Annotated in this window: 17 protein-coding genes and 1 pseudogene; 8 read left to right on the top strand and 10 right to left on the bottom strand. The window is 63.5% G+C overall.

The window, feature by feature from the left end; translation table 11 throughout:
* Window position 1: 1 nt before the first annotated feature.
* The 3 genes and pseudogenes from WHZ77_RS10300 to WHZ77_RS10290 all read right to left on the bottom strand — a co-directional run bounded on the left by WHZ77_RS10300 (window position 2) and on the right by WHZ77_RS10290 (window position 3,013).
* Window positions 2–1,103 (bottom strand): annotated as a pseudogene (locus WHZ77_RS10300) (MlaD family protein).
* A gap of 3 nt (window positions 1,104–1,106) precedes the next feature.
* Complete coding sequence (locus WHZ77_RS10295) at window positions 1,107–1,874, bottom strand: ABC transporter ATP-binding protein (RefSeq protein ID WP_015684754.1); 768 nt, start codon at window positions 1,872–1,874, stop codon at window positions 1,107–1,109.
* Window positions 1,875–1,876: 2 nt separating this feature from the next.
* On the bottom strand, window positions 1,877–3,013 hold the full coding sequence (locus WHZ77_RS10290) for an ABC transporter permease (RefSeq protein WP_375313571.1): 1,137 nt from the start codon (window positions 3,011–3,013) through the stop codon (window positions 1,877–1,879).
* A gap of 175 nt (window positions 3,014–3,188) precedes the next feature.
* Between WHZ77_RS10290 and WHZ77_RS10285 the strand changes: the two genes are divergently transcribed.
* Both WHZ77_RS10285 and WHZ77_RS10280 read left to right on the top strand, forming a co-directional pair.
* A complete protein-coding gene (locus WHZ77_RS10285; RefSeq protein ID WP_375313570.1) occupies window positions 3,189–3,464 on the top strand; it encodes a hypothetical protein in 276 nt (91 codons plus the stop codon).
* Window positions 3,465–3,953 (top strand): phage holin family protein, encoded by a 489-nt coding sequence (locus WHZ77_RS10280; RefSeq protein WP_375313569.1) that lies wholly within the window; start codon window positions 3,465–3,467, stop codon window positions 3,951–3,953.
* Window positions 3,954–3,972: 19 nt separating this feature from the next.
* On the opposite strand, the gene WHZ77_RS10275 is transcribed toward WHZ77_RS10280, so the two are convergent.
* Window positions 3,973–6,666, bottom strand: a complete 2,694-nt coding sequence (locus WHZ77_RS10275; RefSeq protein WP_375313568.1) for a bifunctional acetate--CoA ligase family protein/GNAT family N-acetyltransferase — start codon at window positions 6,664–6,666, stop codon at window positions 3,973–3,975.
* A gap of 69 nt (window positions 6,667–6,735) precedes the next feature.
* Window positions 6,736–7,572, bottom strand: a complete 837-nt coding sequence (locus WHZ77_RS10270; RefSeq protein WP_375313567.1) for a universal stress protein — start codon at window positions 7,570–7,572, stop codon at window positions 6,736–6,738.
* Between the two features lie 172 nt (window positions 7,573–7,744).
* On the opposite strand from WHZ77_RS10270, the gene WHZ77_RS10265 reads away from it, so the two are divergent.
* The 3 genes from WHZ77_RS10265 to WHZ77_RS10255 are packed head-to-tail and all read left to right on the top strand — an operon-like array spanning window position 7,745 to window position 11,274.
* Window positions 7,745–8,728, top strand: a complete 984-nt coding sequence (locus WHZ77_RS10265) for a zinc-dependent alcohol dehydrogenase family protein (protein ID WP_375313566.1) — start codon at window positions 7,745–7,747, stop codon at window positions 8,726–8,728.
* Window positions 8,729–8,749: 21 nt separating this feature from the next.
* Complete coding sequence (locus WHZ77_RS10260; protein WP_375313565.1) at window positions 8,750–10,288, top strand: AAA family ATPase; 1,539 nt, start codon at window positions 8,750–8,752, stop codon at window positions 10,286–10,288.
* An 11-nt stretch (window positions 10,289–10,299) separates the two neighbouring features.
* Window positions 10,300–11,274, top strand: a complete 975-nt coding sequence (locus tag WHZ77_RS10255) for a CHAD domain-containing protein (protein ID WP_375314697.1) — start codon at window positions 10,300–10,302, stop codon at window positions 11,272–11,274.
* On the opposite strand, the gene WHZ77_RS10250 is transcribed toward WHZ77_RS10255, so the two are convergent.
* Window positions 11,271–13,097, bottom strand: coding sequence for a PHA/PHB synthase family protein (locus WHZ77_RS10250; RefSeq protein ID WP_375313564.1), 1,827 nt, complete (start codon window positions 13,095–13,097; stop codon window positions 11,271–11,273). The two genes, WHZ77_RS10255 and WHZ77_RS10250, sit on opposite strands and share 4 nt — an antisense overlap.
* 213 nt (window positions 13,098–13,310) lie before the next feature.
* On the opposite strand from WHZ77_RS10250, the gene WHZ77_RS10245 reads away from it, so the two are divergent.
* The gene (locus WHZ77_RS10245; protein ID WP_015684744.1) at window positions 13,311–14,039 is read left to right on the top strand and encodes a CBS domain-containing protein; all 729 of its coding nucleotides are present in this window, start codon (window positions 13,311–13,313) and stop codon (window positions 14,037–14,039) included.
* A gap of 8 nt (window positions 14,040–14,047) precedes the next feature.
* Here the strand turns inward: WHZ77_RS10245 and WHZ77_RS10240 are convergent, their stop codons facing one another.
* The 3 genes from WHZ77_RS10240 to WHZ77_RS10230 all read right to left on the bottom strand — a co-directional run bounded on the left by WHZ77_RS10240 (window position 14,048) and on the right by WHZ77_RS10230 (window position 16,884).
* Window positions 14,048–14,506, bottom strand: coding sequence for a RidA family protein (locus WHZ77_RS10240; protein WP_375313563.1), 459 nt, complete (start codon window positions 14,504–14,506; stop codon window positions 14,048–14,050).
* Window positions 14,507–14,525: 19 nt separating this feature from the next.
* Window positions 14,526–16,217, bottom strand: coding sequence for a benzoate-CoA ligase family protein (locus WHZ77_RS10235; protein ID WP_375313562.1), 1,692 nt, complete (start codon window positions 16,215–16,217; stop codon window positions 14,526–14,528).
* A 148-nt stretch (window positions 16,218–16,365) separates the two neighbouring features.
* Window positions 16,366–16,884 (bottom strand): MarR family winged helix-turn-helix transcriptional regulator, encoded by a 519-nt coding sequence (locus tag WHZ77_RS10230; RefSeq protein ID WP_162006219.1) that lies wholly within the window; start codon window positions 16,882–16,884, stop codon window positions 16,366–16,368.
* Between the two features lie 250 nt (window positions 16,885–17,134).
* On the opposite strand from WHZ77_RS10230, the gene WHZ77_RS10225 reads away from it, so the two are divergent.
* On the top strand, window positions 17,135–18,310 hold the full coding sequence (locus WHZ77_RS10225; RefSeq protein ID WP_375313561.1) for an ABC transporter substrate-binding protein: 1,176 nt from the start codon (window positions 17,135–17,137) through the stop codon (window positions 18,308–18,310).
* A 30-nt stretch (window positions 18,311–18,340) separates the two neighbouring features.
* Window positions 18,341–18,796, top strand: a complete 456-nt coding sequence (locus WHZ77_RS10220; RefSeq protein WP_375313560.1) for a cupin domain-containing protein — start codon at window positions 18,341–18,343, stop codon at window positions 18,794–18,796.
* An 8-nt stretch (window positions 18,797–18,804) separates the two neighbouring features.
* Here the strand turns inward: WHZ77_RS10220 and WHZ77_RS10215 are convergent, their stop codons facing one another.
* The gene (locus WHZ77_RS10215) at window positions 18,805–20,055 is read right to left on the bottom strand and encodes a flavin-dependent oxidoreductase (RefSeq protein WP_375313559.1); all 1,251 of its coding nucleotides are present in this window, start codon (window positions 20,053–20,055) and stop codon (window positions 18,805–18,807) included.
* Between the last annotated feature and the right edge of the window lie 21 nt (window positions 20,056–20,076).

Here is a 20,076-nt window from a genome sequence, read left to right as displayed (position 1 = left end):
GTCACACCGCCTGCACCGTCCAGCCGATCAACTCCTTGGCGATACGGGCGAAGGCCGCGTCGAAAGCTGCGACTGCCGCAGCCGGCTCGAGCTTGTCGAGCTTCTCGCTGGCCTCTACGGGGCGAGACACGATGACCTTGCCGCTCTTGTCGATGATCCGCGCAGTTAGTCCGATCTCGACCCTTGGTTCGCCGTCGGTGGCAATGCGGAAGCGCCTGATGTCGATCAAGAGCTGGTAGTCCGCTAGCCCGAGATCGGTCGTGCGCAAGGGAGCGTGGGCGATGTCGTAGTTTTCAAAACTGTCGATCAGCCGCGCCTGCACCAGCTTGGGAATGCTGTCGGCCCAGACGAAATCTGCAAAGCCCGGATTGTCGCCAACCGGCGCAAACAGCATGCGCTGGGTCTGGAGCATCGCGACCGCGGTCGGCTCGGGAATGGCCAGCGACGCCGAGAGCGTCTTGCCGGCCGGTCCAAGGTTCTGCGGCGTGCGCAGGTCATAAGTGACCTTCTGCGCTGGCGTCCCGCCGCCGGTCATCTTCTCGAGGCCCGCCAGAATACCGTCGAGCTTGCCGGTGTTGCGCGAGCCCGTCCGAAAACGTCCTGAAATTGGCGATGGTGTCCTTGAGCGGGCCGGAATTGTCCTGCAGCACGGAGTCGACCCGCCGCAGCGCGTCTCGCGCGGCCTGTGTCATGCTCTGGCCTGCGCCGGCCTCGGCGATCAAGACCGGGGGCTCGCCGGATTTGGCGACGATCGTGCCGCCCTCCAGCGTGACCACGGGCACGCCGGTCAGCCCTTGGAAATCGAGCCCGACCTTGGTGTCGGTGCGCACCGGCGTCGACGAGGCAACCGAGACCGTCGCATTGACGAAGCGCGGATTGTCGGGCGCAAGGCCAAGCTGCGTCACCTCGCCGACGCGGATGCCGTTGAACAGCACACCCGCGCCGACCAGCAGACCCGGCACCGGCCCCTGGAACTGCACATGATAGTTCGTGCGCGGCCCGATGCCGCCGGTGTTGTTCAGCCAATAGACGAAGCCGAACACCGCGAGGATCGCAGCCAGCACGAAGGTGCCGATCAGCACGTAGGGAGCGCGGGTTTCCATGTCTCATCTCATCTCGTGTTGCAGCATCTGCGAGCGCTTGCCGTGGAAATAGGCGCGCACCCAGGGATGCTCGGATTGCAGCAGTTCGCGCATCGGGCCGATCGCGACGATCTTGCCGTCAGCGAGCGCCGCGACGCGGTCACAGACCGTAGTCAGGCTCGCAAGGTCATGGGTCACCATGAATACGGTGAGGCCCAAAGTCTTCTGCAGCGTCTTGATCAGCGCGTCGAAATCGCCGGCGGCGATCGGATCGAGGCCGGAGGTTGGCTCGTCCAGGAACAGGATCGGCGGATCGAGCGCGAGTGCGCGCGCCAGAGCGACACGCTTGGTCATGCCGCCGGAGAGCTCTGCCGGATATTTGTCGGCGTCCTGCGGACGCAGCCCGACCATTTCGAGCTTGGCGATCGCGATCTCGTCCATCAGTTCCTGTGACAGGACGAGATTTTCGCGCAGCGGAAACTGGACGTTCTGGCGAACCGTCAGCGAGGAGAACAGCGCACCCTGCTGGAACAGGATGCCCCATGTCGTCGCAGCGTCCTGCGTACGGTCGCCGACGGGATGTCCCATCACCTCGATGGTCCCGCTTCGGCGCGGGATGAGGCCGATGATGGTGCGCATCAACACCGACTTGCCGCCACCGGACGCACCCACCAGCCCGAGGATCTCGCCCCTGCGGACGTCGAGTGACAGATGATCGAGCACCGTCTGGCGGCCGAAGCCGACCACGAGGTCGCGGACTCGGATCGCGCAAAGGTCCTGCGATTGGTCCATCGTCACATTCCGATCGAGGCAAAGAAGATCGCGAACAGACCGTCGAGCACGATCACCAGGAAGATCGACTTCACCACCGACGTCGTGGTCTGCCGCCCCAGCGATTCGGCGCTGCCCTTCACACGCAGACCCTCGCTACAAGCGACGATCCCGATCACCAGCGCCATGAACGGCGCCTTCAGGATGCCCACCTCGAAATGAGTGACAGAGACAGCCTCATGCAGCCGCGCGATGTAGATCGCCGGCCCCATGTCGCCATAGAACTGCGCGACCAGGCCGCCGCCATAGAGCGCAGCGATCGATCCAATGAAGGCCAGGATCGGCAGAGCGATAACAAGAGCCGCAACCCGCGGCAGGATCAGCACGTGGACTGGGTCGAGACCCATGGTCGAGAGCGCGTCGATCTCCTCGCGCATCTTCATCGAGCCGAGCTCGGCGGTGTAGGCACTCCCCGAACGGCCGGCGACCATGATGGCGACGATCAACACGCCGAGCTCGCGCAGCACGAGGATGCCGACCATGTCGACCGTGTAGGACTCGGCGCCGAACCTGCGGAAATGGAAGAATCCCTGCTGGGCGATGATGGCGCCAATCAGGAAGGTGATTAGCGCCACAATGGGGATGGCCTGCCAGCCGATGCGGTAGAGCTGATAGACCAGCGACGTCAGCCGCAGCGATCGCGGGTGGCGCAACACGCCGATCACGGCCATGAACAATGCACCGAGCATTTGAAGGAAGATCGTAATGTCTTCGCGCGCACCGACCGTGGCCTTGCCGAGGTCGTACAGCCTGAGCGAAATCGGATTGGGCGCAGCCGTCGGCGCCGGCGTGTGGCGATTGACCTGACGCACCTCGTCCAGGAGACCGCTGAAATGATCGGCAACTCCGACGAATTCCGCCGACCTGCCGGAAGACGCGGCCCTGCGCGACAGCTTTTCCAGGACCCAGGCGCCAAGCGTGTCCAGCGCGCTGACGCCCGACATGTCCAGCGTCACGGCTCTGAATCGATCAACATCCGCCCCGACCGAGCGGGACAGCGTCTCAAGCGCCGACACATTGGCGGCGGTCCACGGCCCTTCCGGGCGCAATTTCAGCACGTCGCCGGAGGGCGTCGCCAGCAACAGCGGTTGGGAGTTCACGCTTTCCACCTCATCGGGACAATCCGTCCCCATTCAGACGGCACTTCTAGGCCAGCATGTGGCGACCGGTTTGACCTGTCTCAAGACCAGGACATCGCGCGCCCCTTGACGCAAATCAAGCGCGGCTGCGCTGGTGGCTCTAGGTTCGTTTCCAGTTAACGGAGGCACCTTATTCATGTTTGACAGCGACAGGATGAGCGAAGAATTGCGAACCCTCAAGGTCGATGTTACCCGCCTGCTGAGCACTGCTGGCGAGGGGATATTCGACAGCTCGAAGGACAGGGCCGAGGCCTTGGCCGATCAGATCAGGGCGGCGCTCGCCGAGCTCGGCGAGACTGTCAGCGACGAGCAGGAGCAGCTCCAGGGCATCATTGCGGATCGCCCGATCACGTCGCTCGCATCGGCTTTCGCGCTCGGCGTGGTCGTCGGCTTCATGCTGAGGAGACAATAGGTGAATACGGAGAATGTCGTCAAACATCTGCGCGTGCTGTGGCGTACCGACAGGATCATCGCGGACATCAGGTTGCGCCACCTGCTGGTCGGCCTCGGCCTGCGTGCCTTTGCAGCCCTGATCGCAGCATTCGGCCTTCTGATGCTGGAACTGTCGGCCTATTTCGCGCTGGTCCAGATCTGGAGCGCGATAGTTGCGGCAGCCATCCTTGGCGCCGTCAATTTTGCCATCGCGGGGATTCTCTTTATCATCGCCGGCCGTGCTCCGTCCGGCCGCGATATTGAACTGGCCAACGAGATTCACGGCGCATCCATCGAGGCGCTGCAGCTTGAGGCGCGCGCGCTGCAGGCTCAGGTGTCCGGCGCCGTCCACCATCCGCTCAGCACGATTGTGCCTGTGTTGCTACCGCTGATCGCGATCATCATCAAGAGCCTGCGGAAGACAGCCAAGGATCCCGCCGCGGCGACATCACGCGAAGCCCACTCATAGCCCAGGCTAGCCGAGGTGCTCAGAGCTTGAGCCGGACGTCGCAGATATCGGGTTCGCTCGGGTCCGGCTTGACTTCGAAACCGAGCTGCCGGCACATCTCGAGCATCACGGTGTTCTCCTTGAGCACATCACCGGATATGACCTTCAGCCCTTCAGACCTCGCGTAGTCGATGATCAACTGCATCAAGGCCCAACCGAGCCCCCTGCCCTTGAGGTCCGACCGCAGCAGGATCGCATATTCGCCGCTCTCATAGATCGAGTCGGAATGAAGCCGGACTACGCCGACCATTTCGCCTGTGGCCTGGTCGAACGCGATGAAGGCCATCGCGCGCGCATAGTCCAGTTGGGTCAGACGCGCGATGAACTCGTGGGTGAACTCCTTCATCGGCGCAAAGAAGCGCAGGCGGAGGTCGTGCGGCGTGACGTGACGCAGGAATTCGTGAATGGTCGGCTCGTCCTCGGGGCGCAAGGGCCGCACCAGGATGCGCCAGTCGTCCTTGAGCTTGAGGCGACGCTCCCATTGCGACGGATAGGCCCGAACGGCGAAATTGGCCGGGCCGGAGCCTGCAAACTTCCGTTGCGGCGGCCCGACCGCAACGCGAGCATCGACCGCCGTCACGCCGGTCTCGTCCGCCAGCAGCGGGTTGATGTCGAATTCGCGGATTTCGGGAATATCGGCCGCCATCTGGGCGAGCTTGACCAGCACCATGGCGACAGCATCCTGCTTGACGGCGGGCACGTCCCGATAGGCCTTCAGCAGCCGTGACACGCGTGTGCGGTCGATGAGGTCGCGGGCGAGCTGCAAATCGAGCGGCGGCAGCGCGAGCGCCTTGTCGTTGATGATTTCCACCGCCGTGCCACCCCGGCCGAACACAACGACGGTGCCGAAGGTCGGATCGTCGGCAAGACCCAGGATCAGCTCACGCGCTTTCGCCTTGACGACCATCGCCTGCACGATGACGCCCTCAATGCGGGCTTCGGGGCGCAGTTTCCTCGCCCGGGCGAGAATGTCGGAGGTAGCGGCACGCACCGCGTCCGGCGTTGTCAGATTGAGCACGACGCCGCCGACATCGGATTTGTGGACGATGTCGCGCGACATGATCTTGAGCACGACGGTCGAGCCTTGCGCGAACATCTCGTTCGCGTAGGCCACCGCCTGCTCGACGTCCGTCGCGGCATAAGTCGGCACCATCGCGATGTCGTAGGTTTCGAGCAGGTGCTTGATTTCGACAGGCTCGAGCCATTTGCGGCCATCGGCGATCGCCGCGGCGACGATCTGCCGGGCAGCTTTGGCGTCGGGCACGAACGTATCGGGCATCGCGGGCGGCACCTGACTGAGTTCCTCCACGACTTCGCGATGCCTCACCAGATGCATGAAGCCGCGCACCGCGTCGTCTTCGGTCGGATAGTTGGGAATGCCGGCGCTGGACAGCGTTGCAATGATCTCTTGGTCGGCTCCGACCCAGGCAGCCAGAACGGGCTTTGACCATCGACGCTGCTGCTCGCGATACTTGCCAACGCGCTCGGTCACGGTTGTCGCGATGTCGGCAGCGGAGGCGATCGCGGTCTGCACATTGAGGACGAGAATTGCGTCATTGTCCGGATCGGCGAGCAGCACCTCCAGCGCCGCCGCGTAGCGCGAAGCATCCGCGTCGCCCACGATATCGACGGGATTGGCACCGGACCAGGTCGGGGGCAGCACTTCATCGAGCTTCTTGCGCGCATCTGCCGATATGGATGCAGGAATTCCGCCAAGCTCGACAAGACGATCGATGGCCAGAACGCCGATACCGCCGCCATTGGTCAGGATCGCGAGACGCTTTCCGGCCGGCGATTCGACGCGGCCGAGCGTCTCGGCGCAATCGAACAGCTCACGCAGATCCGATACCCGAAGGACGCCGGCGCGACGGAACGCCGCGTCATAGACGGCGTCGGCGCCGGCGAGCGCTCCGGTATGGGTCGCAGCTGCCTTTGCACCCTGCGCCATGCGGCCGGACTTGACCACGACCACGGGCTTGACACGTGCAGCGGCGCGTGCGGCCGACATGAACTTCCGCGCGTCCTTGATGGCTTCGATATAGAGCAGGATCGCGCGGGTCTTGTGATCCATCGCGAAGTAATCGAGCAGGTCCGCAATATCGACATCGATCTGATCGCCGATCGAGACGATGCCGGAGAAGCCGACACCGCGCTGTGCAGCCCAATCGACCATGCCGGCGGCGATCGCGCCGGACTGCGAAACCAGCGCGAGATTTCCTGCGCCGGGCATGTGCGCGGCAAAACTCGCGTTGAGGTTCACGCCGGGCATCATGATGCCGAGGCAGTTCGGGCCGATCAGGCGCATGCCGTATTTGCGGGCCGCGGTGATGGCGGCCTCTTGCAGGGATCCCGGCCCCTCGCCGAGTCCGGCGGAGACGATCAGCGCACCCGCCGAGCCAAGACGGCCAGCCTGGTCGATGATGCCGGGAACCTCTTGCACCGGCGCGGTGACGACCACGAGCTCGGGCACGAAGTCCAGCTTGTCCAGGCTCTTTACCGCGGCGATGCCGCCGATCTCCGCATGGCGCGGATTGACGAGGCCGAACTTTCCCTTGAATTCGGCCTTGCGGATGTTCTCCAGAACGGCGCGCCCCACAGAGGCCGGACGGGCGCTCGCTCCGACGAGCGCGACCGAACGTGGCGATAGCAGATTCTTCAGGCGATAGGTGGACATGAAATTAAATGCACCCGTTCGGTGCGGATTCCGCTAGTTGAGGATCAGGCCGAAAAGCTGACGACGCGCCTAGTGCGAGATCATAACCCAGCACGGTGGCTGGCCAATGACAGTCTTTGTCACACCTCCCCAAACGATCTCGTTGAAGCGCGAATGATGGTAGGCGCCCATGATGACGGCATCAATAGCATGGGAATTCGCCCAGCTTCCGAGCACTTTACCGATCGAACTGCCACCGCCCTTCGCCGTCTCGAACGAGGCGTGGACCCCGTGTTCCCTCAGATGGTCGACGAGCGCAGTTCCGGATTGCACCATTGCTTCGGTCTTGTCGTCCGCGACCGTAATCACCCGAACGGATGCTGCAGCCTGAAGAATGGGCAGCGCATCGCCGACCGCCCGCGCGGCACGGGCGGAGTGATCCCAGGCGATCATGACATTCTCGAATTCGGGACGTAACGCGTCCACATGCTGCTCCGGACAGAGCAAGAGCGGCCGTCCGGATTCGAACAGGAGCGTTTCTATGATGTGCTCCGTTCGGCTGTCATGCGGCTTCACGGGGACCAGCGTGAGATCGCTGAAGCGCGCATGCTCGGCCAGGACCGACGCGATCTGGTCCGCCGGCGCTTTACCCGACCGAGTTTGGGCGCGGATGTTGGTGCGGGAGGCTGCAAGGGTGAATGTATTCAGGAGTTGCTGCATGTCGCCCACCTCGGGCGCGCTCGCTTCGGCGGATTCCCGCTCGGCCGGAAACACCACCTGCGGACGCACGAATACATCGTCCTCCAGCGCGAGCGCCGTGATCCTGGCGCCTAGATCGGCTGCCACAGCGACGCATTTCTCGATCGCAGCGAGAGCCTGCCCCTGGGGTTGGCCGACCAGCGGCAGAAAGACGTCCTTGATGGGCATCGGGATTCTCCTTAGCCATCAAAATAGGCCGGCTCCCCTCGCGACGCTTGATCCTCGTCAAGCGCTTGACTCGATGCGGTCAGCCGGCGCCGCGTGTTGACCGAAGTCAAGGACTGGCCACTCGGCCGTTCTATGGATAATCGTGTCGGAGCGGTTCGCCTCGGAGAGACTTATGCGTGCGATGGTGTTGCCGTCCCCACGAGCGCGGCTCCGCATGGAGGAGCGGCCCGATCCGGTGCCCGGCGAGGGGCAGATCCGGGTGAAGATCACCGCTTGCGGGGTATGTCGGACCGATCTTCACCTCATCGACGCCGAGCTGCCTGACATTCGCTATCCGATCGTGCCCGGCCACGAGATCATTGGCCGGGTTGATCTCGTCGGTCCCAATGTTGCGACACATGCGGCCGGTGACCGGGTCGGCATTCCCTGGCTCGGTTTCACCTGCGGAAATTGTCGATTCTGCCGGGAAGGCATGGAAAACCTGTGTGACAGCCCGATGTTCACCGGCTACACGCGCGACGGCGGCTACGCTACCCACACCATCGCCGATGCACGTTATGCATTTCCGCTCGGCGAGGCCGGCAATGACGTGGAGATGGCTCCTCTGCTGTGCGCAGGGCTGATCGGCTGGCGCTCGCTGGTGCTGGCCGGCCATGCGGAGAGGTTAGGCCTCTACGGCTTTGGCGCCGCCGGCCACATCATCGCGCAAATCGCGGTCTGGCAGGGGCGATCCGTTTATGCATTCACGCGGCGCGGTGACGGCGCGGCGCAAGGTCTTGCCCGACGTCTCGGCGCTGCCTGGGCGGGAGCTTCTGACGAAATGCCCGACGAGCCGCTCGACGCCGCCATCATCTACGCACCGGCCGGCGAGCTGGTACCCGCCGCGTTGCGCGCCGTGCGCAAAGGCGGTCGCGTCGTGTGCGCCGGCATCCACATGACCGACATTCCGAGTTTTCCGTATGATCTGCTCTGGGAGGAACGGCAGCTGGTCTCGGTCGCCAATCTGACCCGGCAGGATGGCCTCGATTTTCTCAAGATCGCCCCGCAAGCCGGCGTGCGCACCGAGACGACGGCATTTCCGCTCGATCAGGCGAACGAGGTTCTGAGCATGCTGCGCGACGGCCAGATTCTCGGCGCGGCCGTGCTGACGCCCTGAGTGCTTCGGATGCCTGCTTCGATGACGGATGAAACTGCGGCCCAGGAACGGATTTTCCAGACCCTCACCGCACACACCGGCGTGGTGCGGATCGACACGCATGGCGCCTCGGTATTCCTGGACGGCGACCGCGCGCTGAAGATCAAGCGCGCCGTCAAGTTTCCATTCCTCGATTATTCGACGCTCGACAAGCGCAAGGCGGCCTGCGAGGAAGAGATCAGGATCAACCGCCCGCTCGCCCCGCAAATCTATCACCGTGTCGTGGCGATCACGGAGGAGCCCGATGGATCGGTAAAGATCGACGGCCGCGGACGGCCGATCGAGTATGCGGTCGACATGTCGCGCTTCGATGAGAACCGGACGCTGGACCATTTGGCGAAGGCTGGCCCGCTGGGCGCCGAGCTGGCCCTGGCCATCGCCGATGCGATCGCATCATCGCATGCCAGGGCGACGGTTGCCGACGGCGCGGCGTGGATCAACTCCATTCCTGCCCTGATCGACGGCAACGGCACCGGCCTGAGCAACGGCGATCATCTTGAAGCGACAGCCATCGAACAGCTCGGCAAAGCCTCCCATCTGGCCTTCCTGAACCTCCGTGCCACGCTGGAGCAACGCGCTCTCCACGGCTCCGTGCGCCGCTGTCACGGCGATCTGCATCTTGCCAATATCGTGCTGATCGACCGGCAGCCCGTCCTGTTCGACGCGATCGAATTCGATGCGCAGATGGCAACCGTGGACGTGCTCTACGATCTCGCGTTCACCCTGATGGATCTGCTGCGCTACGATCAGGCAGACGCAGCCAATGCGGTCCTCAACCAGTATCTGATCAACGCACCCGTCGAGACCCTCGACGCCCTGGCCGCGCTGCCGCTGTTCATGTCCATCCGCGCGTCGATCCGGGCGCAGGTGGCGCTGGCGAGGCTGAGCCGGCCCAATGCCGACCGTCCCGAAATTCTCAGCGAGGCGCGCCGCTATTTCGAGCTCGCCCGAACCTTGATTCATCCGCCCGCCCCTCGCCTGATCGCGGTTGGCGGACTGTCGGGCACCGGCAAGTCCGTGCTCGCCCGCGCGCTGGCCCCCACCGTCGCGCCGCGACCGGGCGCCGTCGTGGTGCGAAGCGACGTCATTCGCAAGCAACTGTTTCAGGTAGGGCACACCGACCGGTTGCCCCCCTCCACGTACCGGCCTGACGTGACAGCGCGCGTGTACGAGGTGCTGATGCAGCGCGCCCGGCAGGTGCTGGCGCAAGGCCATTCCGTCATCGTCGATGCTGTGTTTGCACGCGAATCCGAACGGGACGATTTGGCTGCGCTGGCGCGCGCGTGCGGCGTGCCGCTCAACGGACTATTCCTGGTCGCAGACCTCGCGACCCGACAGGACCGGATCGGCGGCCGCCGGGGCGACGCATCCGACGCCACGCAAGAGGTTGCCGCGCGGCAAGAGCACTATAATATCGGCCATGTCGGTTGGACGACCATCGATGCATCCGGGACACCAGGGCAAACGCTCCAGAATTGCCGGGACGCGATCGCTGAGGGGCAGGTAAGGCAATCTGAGTGACGCGGACCACGATATCGCGCCCCACCACGCGCTCGACAGCGACCGCCCGCGTCAATCCGGCGGTGCGCCGTAATGCCCTGCCCGGTCGCCTCAGCCCCGGCATGGCCTGCGACACCGCGTTCCGGATCATCGCTCGCCGTCATCTCGATGCCGTCCTGGCCCAGCACGATGGCACCTGCCGCGGCGATCAGGAGGCGCTGCATCAGATCCGGATTGCACTCACGCATCTGCGCACCGCCATCCGCTTCTTCTCGCCGATGGTCGATGACACACGACGACCGGCGGTCTGGGCCGGACTGAAATGGCTGAACAGCCAGCTCGGCATGGTGCGGGACCTCGACGTGGCGATCGAACGCGTCGTCGCCGAGAGCGGCGAGGAGCTCGCCGTGATCGCCGAGCTGCGGCACTGGGACGACAAGCGCGCCGAGAGCCATCGCCTGCTGGCGCGCGCGCTGCACTCCGCGCGCTATCGGCGCCTGGTCGAGCAGACCTCGGCCTGGATCGAAAGCGGTCCCTGGTCGACCCGGCGCAGCAAGGAGGCCATCAGATTGCGGCGCCGGACGCTTGCCGACCACGCGACGGCGCAACTCACCGCATGGGAAACGACGCTGCTCAAGAAGGCGCGGAAGCTTCGCAAGCTCGACGTCGAGAAGCGGCACAAGCTGCGGCTTCTCAACAAGCGGCTGACCTATTCGATCGAGTCGCTCCAGGACCTGTTCGCCGATGAATCGTTGGTGAAGCAGAAGTCGATTCTCAAGAAATTACGCAAGGCGCAAAGATCCCTCGGACAGCTGAACGACGATGCGCGCGGACAGATCCTGGCGGCATCATTGAACGAGGCCATCCCCGGGGCGGGCATTCGCTTCCTCGACCGCAAGCGGGAAAAGAAGCTGCTGCGAACCGCCTCGGAAGCCTATCGAAAGCTGGACAGGGCCAAGCCGTTCCGCTCTTCAGACCTTGCGCCGAATGCGGAGCCCGAGGACTAGGTGTGGACGTAGTCTCCAGGTGCGTCGGGCAGGCCGGAGCCGTCCCCCAGCCCAATCTGCGGTGGATCGCAGGGCTCGCCTGAGCGGGCGGCGAGCCATTTGCTCCACTCCGGCCACCACGATCCCTCGACATGTGGCGCCAGCTTCAGCCATTCATCGGGACCGACATAGGGCGCATCCGCGGCCTTGGTCATCACCTGATAGCTGTGGCCGGGTTCCTCCGGAGCCGCGACGACACCGGCATTGTGACCGCCGCTGGTCAACAGGAACGTCACGTCAGCGTCGACCTGATAGTGGAGCTTGTAGACGGATCGCCACGGCGCCACATGATCGGCGAGCGTGCCAACCACGAACATCGGCGCATGGATATCCGAAAGCGAGATATTCCTGTCATCGACGCGGTAATGGCCTTCGGCCAGATCATTGTCGAGGAACAGCTTGCGCAGATATTCCGAGTGCATGCGATAAGGCAGTCGCGTGGCGTCGGCATTCCAGGCCATCAGGTCGCTCGACGACGACGCCTCTCCCATCAGATAGTCGTGCGACAGCCGCGACCAGATCAGATCGTTGGATCGCAGCAGCGCAAACGCGCCGGCCATCTGCGTCGTATCGAGATAACCGCGTTTCCACATCATGTCTTCGAGGAACGCAACCTGGCTCTCGTTGATGAAGAGCGTCAGCTCGCCGGCCTCGGTGAAATCCGTCTGCGCGGCAAGCAGCGAGATGGTGCCCAATCGCTTGTCGCCGTCGCGCGCCATCGCCGCGGCGGCGATCGACAGCAACGTGCCGCCCAGACAATAGCCGAGCGCATGGATTGCCCGGCCCGGCACGATCCGGCCGATCGTGTCCAGCGCAGCCATGACGCCTGACTTGCGATAGTCATCGAAGGCAACATCCCGATCCTTGGCATCCGGGTTGCGCCATGAGATAGCGAACACGGTGAAGCCCTGACCGGTGAGATAGCGCACCAACGAATTGTGCGGAGATAGATCGAGGATATAGTACTTCATGATCCAGGCCGGCACGATCAGGATCGGCTCGGGCCGCACCTGCGCGGTCGTCGGATAATACTGAATCAGTTCGATCAGCTCGTTGCGGTAGACGACCTTTCCGGGAGACGCCGCGACCGTCTTGCCGACCACGAATTGCTCGTTGCTAGACGGTTTTGCGGCGGAAAGCAGCCGCATCAAATCGTTGCACCAATTCTGCAAACCGAAGACGAAGTTCTCGCCGCCGCTCTGAAAGGCCTTTTCGAGCACTTCCGGATTTGTCGCCGCGAAGTTCGACGGCGCGAATATGTCGAGCATCTGGCGTGTCGCGAATTCGACGACGGCTTCATTCGCAGGCGCAACGCCGCGTACTCCAGTCGCGGCATCGTGCCACCAGCGCTCTCCGAGCAGGAAGGCCTGCGCCATCATGTTGAACGGCGCGGTCTCCCACTGCGGTTCCCTGAAGCGGCGATCCCGTCGCTGCGGCTGGATCACCGACCATGGCTTCCGATCCGGCGACGTCGCGTGCAGCGCGGCCTCCACGAACCGCCCGGTGTCGCGAACGGCGTTCTTGATGATCTCCGTTTGTCGCTGCGGCGCTGCGGCGAGATGCGAACTCCAATCGAGCCAGGCAAGCGACAGGGCTACCGGCGAAATCCCGCCCGTGAACTGCGCCAGCATGGCGTGAAATGCGCGGTCGAGCGGGTATGGTTCTGGCGCTGACGCCGGTTGCGTCGCCGGCTTTTCGGCCGGAGGGGCGACGCTCGCGACAGGATTGACGGAGGGCTCTTCAGCCGGTTGATCGGCTCGTGGGACAAGCTGCACGACGCTCATGGCTGAATATTCCTGCGCACTTTACGGTTTCGGACTTTGCCAGGATATGGCGGCTCGCTTCAGGTGCCGTTGAGCTGCATCAACTTCGCCCGCCAATCACGATTGCTTCATCGCCTTGGCCGGCTTCACCCCGCTTGACCTGAGTCAAAACGGACCTCGATGCGTGAATTAGGCTCCTTTTCATCGAAATTCGTCGAATTTGCGGAGTCACCCATGCGCGCCCACCAAATCATGACCCGATCGGTCATCTCGGTTACCCCCGATACCAGTATCGTCGAAGCGGCAAACATCATGCTGAAGAGGCACATTAGCGGCCTCACCGTGGTTGACGATAGTGGCAAGCTGGTCGGCGTCGTCTCGGAAGGGGACTTCATCCGCCGCAGCGAGATCGGCACCGGCCGCAAGCGCGGGCGCTGGCTACGGTTCATCCTCGGGCCCGGCAAGTCCGCCAGCGATTTCGTGCACGAGCACGGCCGCAAGGTCTCGGAAGTGATGACCGCCAAACCAGTCACCATCACCGAGGATACCGCGCTTGCGGAGATCGTCGATCTCATGGAGCGGAACAACGTGAAACGCCTGCCGGTGGTACGCGGCGACAAGGTGGTCGGAATCGTCTCCCGCGCCAACCTGCTGCAGGCGGTCGCTGGCCTCGCCCGCGAGGTGCCGGATCCGACCGCCAACGACGATCACATTCGCGGCCGCATCATCGAGACGATGGAGAAGAACGACTGGTGCCCGTTCGGGCTGAACGTCATCGTCCGCGACGGCATCGTTCATCTCAGCGGCGTGATCACCGAGGAACGCACGCGGCAGGCCGCGGTCGTCGCGGCAGAGAACGTGGAAGGCGTGAAGAAGGTCCACGACCATCTGTGCTGGGTCGACACCATGTCGGGCGTCTATCTGAACTCGCCCGAGGACGACGATCTCGCCAAGGCGGGCTGAGGCTCGACTCAGTTGGGAATGACGGCGGTGGCCTCGATCTCCACCCGCGCTGTCTTCTCGACGAGACGCACGACCTGAAGGAGCGCCATCGCGGGATAGTGCGCACCGAAGGTGGCTCGGTAGACCCTGCCCAGATCCTTCAGGTTCGCCAGATATTCGTCCATGTCGACGACATACCAGGTCAGACGAACAAGGTGCTCGGGCCGGGCACCGGCCTCGGCCAGAATCGCGGCGATGTTGCTCAGGGTCTGGCGTACCTGCGCGACGAAGCCATCCGCGAGACGCTCTTCGGCGTCCCAGCCGATCACACCGCCGGTGACGACGATGCGCCCTTCAGCCACCATTCCGTTCGCATAGCCCTTCGGCACAGGCCAGCCGGAAGGCTGAAGCACCTGCGCTCCAGAACGAATGCCATCTTCGGCTGCGTTCGGCAGCACCGCAAGCTGAGGGCCTTTCGGCGTCGTCACGGACAATTCTCGATCCTTTTCATTCTGCCGCGACGCCCGATGACGTCACGGCGGCCTGCGCCAGTTGCCGCAGGGCAAAGCGCTTCAATTTGCCGGTCTCGGTCTTGGGGAGCTGCGTCACGAACTCGATCGCGCGCGGATATTTGTACGGCGCGATCTCGCGTTTGACATAATCCTGCAACTCGGCCGCCAGCTGAGCATCCGGCGTCACCCCGGGCGCGGCAATGACGTAGGCCTTCACGATCATTCCGCGCGCCTCGTCCGGTGCTCCAACCACGCCGCACTCGATGACGGAGGGATGCGTCAGCAGCGCCGCCTCGACATCCGTTCCTGCGATGTTGTAGCCGGCCGACACGATCATGTCGTCGGAGCGCGACTGATACCAGAAATAGCCGTCGCTATCCATCAGATAGGTGTCGCCGGTGATATTCCAGCCGTTCTGGACGTATTTACGCTGCCGATCGTCGGAGAGATAGCGGCAGCCAGTCGGTCCGCGCACGGCCAGACGGCCCATCGTGCCCGGCGGCATGTCCTCGCCGGCGTCATCGACGATCTTGGCGTCGTAACCCGGCACCGGCTTGCCGGTCGCGCCCGGCCTGATCTCATCCTCGGTCGCACTGATGAAGATGTGCAGCATCTCGGTCGAGCCGATGCCATCCATCAGCTTGATGCCGGTGGCCTTGAGCCAGGCATCGAATGTCGGCTTGGGAAGGGTCTCACCGGCGGAGACGCATTTGCGCAGCGAGGAAATGTCGCGGCCCGCAAGTTTGCCGATCATGGCGCGATATGCGGTCGGCGCCGTAAAGCAGACCGTGGTCTTGTAGTGCTCGATCGCGGTCAGGATGTCGTCTGGAGTCGTCTTCTCCAGCACGACAAAGGAGGCGCCAATGTGCATCGGGAACAGCACGCCACCGAAGCCGAAGGTGAACGCGAGCGGTGCCGAGCCGACGAAGCGATCCGTCTGCTCCGCGCGCAAGATGTTGCGCGCATAACCGTCGCAGACTGCCAGCATGTCCCGGTGAAAATGCATAGTGCCTTTGGGATCGCCGGTCGTGCCGGACGTGAAGGCGATCAGGCAGATGTCGTCGGAGGCGGTATCGACCGCGGAGAAATCGGGGCTTGCGTCAGCGATCAAGGCCTCGAGCGAGTCAGCGGCGCCATTGCCCCAATAGACCACGCGCTGGAGCCCGGGCGCCGACGCCTTCGCCTTCTCCATCTCGTCGGAAAGTTTTCCGTCGCAGAGCGCGAGTGTGATTTCCGCCTTCTGGATCGGAAAGGACAGCTCCTTGGCGCGCAACAGCGGCATCGTTGCAACGCAAATGCCCCCTGCCTTGATCACCGCAAGATAGGTCGCGACCATCATCGGACTATTGGCAGAGCGCAGCAGTACGCGGCCGCCGGTCACGAGACCCAGCTCGCCGACCAGCACGTTGGCGATGCGGTTCACGAGCGCCTGCAGTTCGCGATAGGTGTAGCTGACGGCGGGACTCATGACGCAGGGCGCATCGCCATGGCCCTCTTCGACCCAGCGGTCGAGGAAATAGCTGACGCAATTCAATCGCGGAGGATATTGCAGTTCCGGCCGCGTGAAGATGAACTCGGGCCAAAACTCCCGCGGCGGCAGGTGCTGCCGCGCGAACGTATCGACATGGGCCGTCGCGGCGTTGCCGTCATGCGAGCCCGAGACTTGAACCTTGGCGGCGTTGGCCATCGCACGCTCCTTTGCGCATGGAAAGCACCCGGCAGCACTATCTGGGAAACATTTTAGGCTTAAAGCAATTCGGCGCAATAGTGGATTTTGGGCATCCCATGCATTTTCCTGCGGCAGAGTGGGATTGGCGGACCCGCAGCCCGCGGGCTTAGGACCGGCGGCGTGCAGCCGATTTCTGCGCCGACGCCTTGGTCTTGGCGAGGAGCCTCATCAGCTCGCGCACATCCTTCGGCGTCAGGTCGGCGAACAGATCGGCGATCCAGGTCTCGTGCTCCGCAGCCATCCTGCGGAACTCGGCGCGGCCGAGTTTTGTGAGACGGATCACCTGGACCCGGCGGTCCGTCTCCGAGGTCCGCCGGTCGAGATGGCCGGATTCGACGAGCCGCTCGACGAGGCCGGTGACGTTGCCGTTCGACACCATCATGCGCTTGGAGACGTCGGACAGAGTCATGCCGTCGGGTGCCTTGTCGAGCTGCGCCATCAGATCGAAGCGAGGCAACGTGACATCGAAGCGCTGCCGCAGCCGGCCGCGCACTTCGCCCTCGATCAGGGTCGTGCAGGTGAGCAGCCGCAGCCATAACCGAAGCTCCTCGGCATGATCCTCCGGCGTCTCGACGGCTTTTGTCTCGGAATCGAGCATCTTGATGCAGTCACGCACGGCCGGCATTGGCGCCGGCATGTATTCCCCAACGTTTTGAGCTTCAAATAAATCCGCAGCGACCGCAAGCCTAAAGCTGCAACAATCGACCGCACGCCAATTTCTTTAAGCTTCAAGCAATTGGCGCGGCGCTTGCATGAACGCTGCCTGCGATGGCGCGACGTCGCGGCCTTGCTTGCCGCGGCAGCCATCATCGGCATAAGCTTGGATCGGAGCACGCGGCTTGCGACGCAAGCCCTGATGTCACGGGGGACGGATCATGAAGACGCAATTGACCTTGACCGCAGCGGCCTTGCTGCTAGGCACCGCGATCAGCCCTGCCCTCGCCCAGGAAAAGATCAAGCTGGGCGTGATCGTGACCCTGTCGGGACCTGCAGCCGCGCTTGGCCAGCAGGTTCGCGACGGCTTTGCGCTAGGCGTGAAGAACCTTGGCAGCAAGATGGGCGGCCGCGATGTCGAGGTCGTCGTGGTCGACGATGAGCTGAAGCCGGACGCGGCTGTGACCAAGGTCAAGGGGCTGCTCGAACGCGACAAGGTCGACTTCGTGGTCGGCCCGATCTTTTCCAACATTCTCCAGGCCATCCATCGGCCCGTCACGGAATCCAAGACCTTCCTGATCAGCCCCAATGCCGGACCGTCGACTTTTGCGGGCAAGGACTGCAACCCGTTCTTCTACGTGACATCATATCAGAACGATCAAGTGCACGAGATCCTCGGCAAGGTGGCGCAGGATCGCGGTTACAAGCGCATGTACCTGATGGTGCCGAACTATCAGGCCGGAAAGGATTCAGTGGCCGGCTTCAAGCTCGACTACAAGGGCGAGATCGTCGAAGAGTCCTACATGCCGCTGAACACGCTGGACTTCCAGCCGGAGCTTTCCAAGATTTCCTCGCAGAAGCCCGATGCACTCTTCACGTTCATGCCCGGCGGTCTGGGCGTCAATCTCGTCAAGCAGTACAAGCAGGCCGGTCTTGCCGACAGCATTCCGGTGCTCTCGGCGTTCACGGTGGATGAATCGACGCTGCCGGCGCAGCAGGATGCCGCGGTCGGCATGTTCGGCGGCGCGAACTGGGCGCCCAATCTCGACAATCCCCAGAACAAGAAATTCGTTGCCGCCTACGAGGCCGCCTATAACGTGGTGCCCGGCACCTACGCCTTCCAGGCCTATGACGCCGCAATGCTGATCGACAGCGCCATCAAGGCCGTGAAGGGCGACCTCTCGAACAAGGATGCGGTCGCGGCCGCCTTGAAGAAAGCCGACTTCACCTCGCTGCGCGGCGCCTTCAAGTTCAACACCAACGGCTATCCGATCCAGGATTTCTATCTGACCAAGGTCGCCAAACGTCCGGACGGCAAGTTCCAGACCGAGATCGTTCAGAAAGTGTTTGAGAATTACGGCGACCGCTACGCCAAGGACTGCAAGGCGGCAAACTGAAGCTGCGCGTCGCGTTAAAGGGAGAACTGCATGAAAAGTGAAATCACCGGCATCACGCGGGCCAACGAGGGTATCCAGGGCATTTCCTGGAACATCCTCGGCCAGACTTATGTGCCGAAGAGCAATAGCGAGAACAGCTTCTCCTGGCACGCGACGCTGCCGCCGGGCACGTTCGTGCCGCCGCACATCCATCCCGATCAGGATGAGTATCTCTACATGCTGGAGGGCAAGCTCGATTTCATGCTTGGCAATTCCGAGTCGCAGGCGACTCCGGGCGATCTGGTTCGCCTCGGCATGGGCGTGCCGCACGGCATCTTCAACAAGTCGGAGCAGACCGCAAAGGTGCTGTTCTGGGTCTCTCCGACCCGCAAGCTGTTCGACCTGTTCTGGGGCCTCCACAACATGAAGGAACAGAAGCCCGAGGACGTGGTGGCGCTGGCCGCCGAGTTCAACATCCACTTCCTGCCGCCGCCTCCCGGCGGCTAGCAGCGGGTTTAAGCGCGCACTGCCGCGAGGCCCGGCACGGCGGCGAAGCCGGCCTTGGTCGCGTAGCCGCGCACGATCGCCTCACGCTGGGAATAGCTCAGCACGTTGTCGACATTGTCGAAGCCGTCGGGCGCAAGCTGCTCGACGGCGTCGATGACGCCCTCAGGGCCGCCGCGCCGATTGGAGCGAACGATGTCCGCGGTCATCGGCAGGCGTTTCTTCTCGTATTCCATCAGCGCCTGGCGCGGGTGCTCGGCACGCACCAACGCATCGGCAAGGCAGCGTGCATCGAGGATTGCCTGCGAGGCGCCGTTCGAGCCGACCGGATACATCGGATGCGCGGCATCGCCGAGCAGCGTAACCCGCCCGGACGACCAATAGGGCAAGGGATCCCGGTCGCAGGTCGGATATTCGTAGAATTCGGGCGTCGCCGAGATCAGGCTCTTCACGTCGACGTAGGGCACCGAAAAGCGCGCTACATGCGGCATCAGCTCCTCCCGCCGTCCCGGCCGCGACCAGTCCTCTTTCCGCGGCGGCGGCGCATTGCCCTCACCGACCTTCACCAGCACCGCCCAGTTGGTGAGGCGGCTCGCGGGGCTGGATCCTTCCGCAATCGGATAGATCACAACCTTGGCGTTGAGGCCACCGGCCACGATCATCGACTTGCCAGTAAGGAACAGCGGCCAATCGCGCGCACCGCGCCACAGCATCAGGCCGTTCCAGCACGGCGGTCCCTCGTTCGGAAACAGCGCGTCACGGACACGCGAATGGATACCGTCAGCACCGATCAGGATGTCGCCGCGCGCGGTGTGGATGTGCGCGCCAGCACGATCGAAGAAATAAGCGGTGACGCCGCCCTCGTCCTGCGTGAAGGCACCAAGGCGGCAACCGGTGTGAATTGCTTCCGGCCCGAGCCGCTGCTCGACGGCATGATGGATGACGCCCTGGAGGCGGCCGCGGTGAATCGAGAATTGCGGCACGTCGTGGCCGGCGTCGATGCCGCGGGCTTCGCGCCAGACCTCCTGGCCGTGTCGATTGAGATAGTAGAGCTGGTCGGTGCGGATCGCGACGTCATCGAGCTTCTGCAACAGGCCGAGGCCTGCGAGCTCGCGCATCGCATGCGGCAATGTGTTGATGCCGACGCCGAGCTCGCGGATGGTGTCCGCCTGCTCAAAAATTTCACAACCGATGCCACGCGAGCGCAGCATCAACGCCGTGGTGAGACCACCGATGCCGCCGCCGACGATAATCGCCTTCATCGCCCTCAACTCCACTCAAAA

Origin of the sequence: Bradyrhizobium sp. A5 (assembly GCF_042076515.1) — a bacterium.
Lineage (GTDB): Bacteria > Pseudomonadota > Alphaproteobacteria > Rhizobiales > Xanthobacteraceae > Bradyrhizobium > Bradyrhizobium cosmicum.
This window is presented reverse-complemented; position numbering and strand designations above follow the sequence as displayed.